This is a genomic window from Tropicimonas isoalkanivorans (assembly GCF_900112335.1).
In the GTDB taxonomy this organism is placed as follows: Bacteria; Pseudomonadota; Alphaproteobacteria; order Rhodobacterales; family Rhodobacteraceae; genus Tropicimonas; species Tropicimonas isoalkanivorans.
Map to the genome: position 1 here is coordinate 1 of NZ_FOLG01000043.1, position 3,439 is coordinate 3,439.

Sequence of the window (3,439 nt, forward strand, 5' to 3'; positions counted from 1 at the left end):
CGCCGCCTCCATCGCACGGCTTTGTGCGGATCTTACGGCCATCTTCGGACTTGACCGCATCGCCGTCGGAGGGAGCGTCGGTTTGGCCGACGGCTCGTGCCACGCAGGCGCGTCTCTGGGAAATGGAGGGCATCGCCCCCCTGCAAAGGGTGGGCGGAGCCGGGGAGAACGGTCGGCTCCGCCCTTTCACCTGCGGCCCAAGAGGAGTGCGCGCAGGTGACACCGGGCCGGGCTCAGAGAACCGGCGTCGGCAATTCCAGTCCCGCGAAATGCTCAGCCAGGTTGGACCTGACAAGCGCGCTCATCGCCTTGCGTGTCTCCAACGTCCCGAGGCGTGGTGCGGCTGGAGCAAAACGTTATCAAGCGCGAGGAAGCGGGGATCGTGCGCGGGTTCGTTCTCGAAAACATCTAGCGCGGCAGCGCCCAGGCGGCCCGTTTCAAGAGCGTCGAGCCGTGCGGATTCGTCGATATTCGAAGCGCGGGAAACGTTGATAATCATCCCGTTGGGACCAAGCGACTCGATCACATTGCGATCCACGATGTGACGTGTCGCGGCCGAGGCGGCGAGCGTCACGAAAAGGAAATCGGAACGCTCCGCCAGCGCGACCGGGTCCTTCTCGAAGGTCCAGCCCTCGGTGCCGGGCTTCTCGGCGATGTCGGAATAGGCGACATCCATGCCGAAACCTTGCAGGCGCCGTGCAACCTCGTAACCAATACGGCCGAGGCCCAGAACGCCGGCACGGCGGCCCCAGACCCGGCGTTTCAGCGGGCAGTTCCCCTGTTTCGAACAGTTCCCGCTGCGCGCCCAGCTTTCCGCGCGACAGGAAGAGCGTCATCGCGACGCCAAGATCGGCCACGTCAACGGTCAGAACGTCCGACGTATTCGTCGCCCGGATCCCACGCTCGCGGCAGCAGGCGTCGATGATTTCTCGGCTCGCCCCAAGCTCGCCCCGCGTCGCGGTTGCGCGGCTATCCCCCTCGCACGTTGCGAGGAAGTCGTCCTTGTACTCTGCATCAAAATAGTGGCGAACGTCGTAGCACTCTTGAAGCGGCGCTTCGTCCCATGCGGGGTAGGCGCCCATTTGCAGAGTGGTCGGTTTCATCTTTCGGTCACTCCTCCGGTCTCGGCTTTGACAAGTCGCGGGCGGGCGCCTCCTCGCCTTGTTTGACAATGCGCTGCAAGGGGTTCGGGGTCATATGCCCGAGCACAGAACTGGAACGTCCACATCGCAAAACTCGTGCTGTCGACCGCGTCTTTCGAAAAAATAACGTAATGTCAACCGGGAGAAACCGAAGTGCCAAATTGTTCTCGAAGGAACGGATGCCCCTCCGAAACCACTCCGAGCGCCGCCAGGGAGTCATCATACAGGCTGAGCGAGGCTTGCGCGCCCAGGCGCACGGTTCCAAGGTCACTGTCCCTACCAAGTGCCTTTGCAGGGTTTACAGTTGCCATCCTCAACGCTGTAACAGTGTCGGATCCGGCAAGGGTAGTGAGATTTCGGATCGAGTCATCCATCGCGATATGCGCGCCGGCAAGGGTGCCATCCTCGCCGGTCAGGCGGCCATCGGCGAGCTGAATTTGCCGACCGTCGAGAACGAAACCCTGGAAGGTGCCGGCCAATGTAAGCATGGCGTCGGTTACCAGACAAAGCCGGTCAGAGGCGGCGCGGACCGAAAGGCACAAGGCTTGGCGGCCGATGTGGTGGCCGTCGGAGATGATGCCTGCAAAGAGCCGGTTCCCGCCCAAAACCTCGGAAACGATACCAGGTTCGCGACTGGCGATGCCGGGCATGGCATTCCAGAGATGCGTCGCGCCGCTCATGTGAACCAGGTGCTCCGGCGCGGCCTCTGAATGGCCGGCGAAAAGGACAATCCCTGCAGCTGTGAGTCTTCGCAGGTGTTCTGGTTCCTGACATTCAGGTGCCAACGTCAGCAGGAGCGTTCCGGGAAAGTCAGCAGCCTCTTGCTCCAGAGCGATGACGTCGCGCTCGCTGAGAGGTCGGATCGCCGAGGGGTCGTGAATGCCCGGTCGGGCGGGAGACAGAAACGGCCCTTCGAGATGCACGCCGATAACGCCCGGAGTTGCATCGGCAATCGCCTGACGAGTGGCGGAAATGGCCGTCAGGTAATCCCGACCCGGGGCGGTGATGAATGTGGGGAGGATATGCGCTGTACCCCCTTGCCGGGCGCCCCATGCGATGCGCGCGATGGTGTCCGGCGTCGGGTCGAAGTTGAACTGAGCGTCGGCCGCGCCGTTGATCTGAATATCGATTGCACCGGGCGCGACGATTGCCGCACGCAAGCTGTCCTGATCCGCCAGATCGGCGGCGGTCGCAGCGCGGGTCTCGGTCACGATGCCATCCCGGAGGACGACGAGGCGCTGTGGCTGGAGCAACGGTGTCACTCCGTCATAGAACCGTTCGGCAAGAATTCTGATTTCAGTCAAAGCGGGTCGCCTCGCCGTCGGGGTGAACGTGCTGGTAATAATCTGTGAGCCGCAGGTCGCCGGACGCTTCCCGATCCAGAACGATAGTGGCGTGGGGGTGAAGCTGAAGCGCAGAAGCCGGGCAGACGGCCGAGACCGGTCCTTCGATCATGGCTGCCACGGCCTGCGCCTTGGCGCGTCCGGTTGCCAACAGCAGGCACTCACGCGCGGCGAGAATAGTACCGACACCCATGGTAATCGCATAGGCTGGTGGTGTCTCATCTGGCCCGAAATACTGCCTGTTGGCGGTGCGGGTGCTTTCCGTCAATGTCTTGATGCGCGTACGCGAACCCAACGAAGACGTCGGCTCGTTGAAGCCGATGTGCCCATTCTGGCCAATCCCGAGCAGCTGCAGCGAGAGGCCTCCCGCCGCAGCGATCGCCGCCTCGTAGCGTTCGGCTTCCGCCTGAACGTCGGGGCTGTTGCCAAGCGGCAGATGCGTCCGGCTTTCGCCGATATCGACATGACTGAACAGAACTTCCTTCATATAGCTGTGATAGGAAGCCGGGTGCGCGGGCGCGATGCCGACATATTCGTCAAGGTTGAAGGAGGTGACATTGGCGAAAGACACCTCGCCCTCGCTGTAAAGTGTCGCGAGACGTTCGTAGAGGGGAAGCATCGTGCCCCCCGTGGCGAGACCCAATACCGCGTCGGGCCTCCGCGCGACATGGTCCACGATCAGCCCCGCAGTGCGTTCGATTGCCGCCGCGTGGTTCTGGCAGATCAGAACTTTCATCTGGTTATCCTTCCGGTAGTAACGCGCCCAGGAGAGCACTGTCCTGTCCAAGCCTGGCCGGCACCAGAGGAACCCGGAAAAGCTCCGGTTCCTTTCCGAGATAGCCGGCGACGCGCGGCAGATAGCCGTCGGCCAAACCGACGCTCCCTCCGACGGCGATGCGGTCAAGTCCGAAGATGGCCGTAAGATCCGCACAAAGCCGTGCGATGGAGGCGGCG

At 62.8% G+C, this 3,439-nt stretch carries 4 protein-coding genes; all 4 read right to left on the reverse strand.

Going from position 1 to position 3,439, the window contains the following annotated elements; translation table 11 throughout:
• Positions 1–301: 301 nt before the first annotated feature.
• Complete coding sequence (locus BM075_RS24940) at positions 302–766, reverse strand: NAD(P)-dependent oxidoreductase (protein WP_245758974.1); 465 nt, start codon at positions 764–766, stop codon at positions 302–304.
• Positions 767–1,276: 510 nt separating this feature from the next.
• Positions 1,277–2,302 (reverse strand): N-acetylglucosamine-6-phosphate deacetylase, encoded by a 1,026-nt coding sequence (locus BM075_RS23965; RefSeq protein WP_177208478.1) that lies wholly within the window; start codon positions 2,300–2,302, stop codon positions 1,277–1,279.
• Between the two features lie 136 nt (positions 2,303–2,438).
• Positions 2,439–3,221 (reverse strand): glucosamine-6-phosphate deaminase, encoded by a 783-nt coding sequence (gene nagB / locus BM075_RS23970; RefSeq protein WP_093363113.1) that lies wholly within the window; start codon positions 3,219–3,221, stop codon positions 2,439–2,441.
• Between the two features lie 4 nt (positions 3,222–3,225).
• A partial coding sequence (locus BM075_RS23975; protein WP_143089954.1) for an ROK family protein occupies positions 3,226–3,439 on the reverse strand: 214 nt, incomplete at its 5' end.